Source organism: Herbaspirillum sp. GCM10030257 (genome assembly GCF_042666555.1).
Lineage (GTDB): Bacteria > Pseudomonadota > Gammaproteobacteria > Burkholderiales > Burkholderiaceae_D > Noviherbaspirillum.
Genome location: NZ_JBHTDH010000071.1, coordinates 1 through 1761, shown reverse-complemented (window position 1 = coordinate 1761; position 1761 = coordinate 1). Strand labels below are relative to the sequence as shown.

The window sequence follows — 1761 nt, the reverse complement described above, 5'->3', positions numbered from 1 at the left end:
GACTCTAGAAAGGAGGTGATCCAGCCGCACCTTCCGATACGGCTACCTTGTTACGACTTCACCCCAGTCACGAATCCTACCGTGGTAAGCGCCCTCCTTGCGGTTAGGCTACCTACTTCTGGTAAAACCCGCTCCCATGGTGTGACGGGCGGTGTGTACAAGACCCGGGAACGTATTCACCGCGACATGCTGATCCGCGATTACTAGCGATTCCAACTTCATGCAGTCGAGTTGCAGACTACAATCCGGACTACGATACACTTTCTGGGATTAGCTCCCCCTCGCGGGTTGGCAGCCCTCTGTATGTACCATTGTATGACGTGTGAAGCCCTACCCATAAGGGCCATGAGGACTTGACGTCATCCCCACCTTCCTCCGGTTTGTCACCGGCAGTCTCATTAGAGTGCCCTTTCGTAGCAACTAATGACAAGGGTTGCGCTCGTTGCGGGACTTAACCCAACATCTCACGACACGAGCTGACGACAGCCATGCAGCACCTGTGCGCCGGTTCTCTTTCGAGCACTCCCAGATCTCTCCAGGATTCCGACCATGTCAAGGGTAGGTAAGGTTTTTCGCGTTGCATCGAATTAATCCACATCATCCACCGCTTGTGCGGGTCCCCGTCAATTCCTTTGAGTTTTAATCTTGCGACCGTACTCCCCAGGCGGTCAACTTCACGCGTTAGCTGCGTTACCAAGTCAATTAAGACCCGACAACTAGTTGACATCGTTTAGGGCGTGGACTACCAGGGTATCTAATCCTGTTTGCTCCCCACGCTTTCGTGCATGAGCGTCAGTGTTATCCCAGGGGGCTGCCTTCGCCATCGGTATTCCTCCACATATCTACGCATTTCACTGCTACACGTGGAATTCTACCCCCCTCTGACACACTCTAGCCGTGCAGTCACAAATGCAGTTCCCAGGTTGAGCCCGGGGATTTCACATCTGTCTTGCACAACCGCCTGCGCACGCTTTACGCCCAGTAATTCCGATTAACGCTTGCACCCTACGTATTACCGCGGCTGCTGGCACGTAGTTAGCCGGTGCTTATTCTTCAGGTACCGTCATCCATCCCAGGTATTCACCGGAACGATTTCTTTCCTGACAAAAGAGCTTTACAACCCGAAGGCCTTCTTCACTCACGCGGCATTGCTGGATCAGGGTTGCCCCCATTGTCCAAAATTCCCCACTGCTGCCTCCCGTAGGAGTCTGGGCCGTGTCTCAGTCCCAGTGTGGCTGGTCGTCCTCTCAGACCAGCTACTGATCGTCGCCTTGGTAGGCTTTTACCCCACCAACTAGCTAATCAGATATCGGCCGCTCCACGAGCATGAGGTCTTGCGATCCCCCACTTTCATCCGTAGATCGTATGCGGTATTAGCTAATCTTTCGACTAGTTATCCCCCACTCCAGGGCACGTTCCGATACTTTACTCACCCGTTCGCCACTCGTCGCCAGGGTTGCCCCCGCGTTACCGTTCGACTTGCATGTGTAAGGCATGCCGCCAGCGTTCAATCTGAGCCAGGATCAAACTCTTCAGTTCAATCTCTGTTACTGCCATCTCTGGCATCCTCTTGCGAGGTGTCGCTCACTCAAAATACTGACAGGTAATCTCTTGCGATCTTACCTATATTTCTTCGTGAGCACTTAATGCTTGTAGTATTACGATAGTCCCGAAGAACCATCGCCGCACTCCATCAAGCGCCCACACTTATCGGCTGTTATTTGTTAAAGAACCATCCTGCCCGTACCGCAGATTTCCATC

General features: G+C 53.0%; 1 rRNA gene. It reads right to left on the bottom strand.

What is annotated here, in order from left to right:
- Window positions 1–8: 8 nt before the first annotated feature.
- Window positions 9–1539 (bottom strand): 16S ribosomal RNA (locus ACFQUU_RS28885).
- Window positions 1540–1761: the final 222 nt, after the last annotated feature.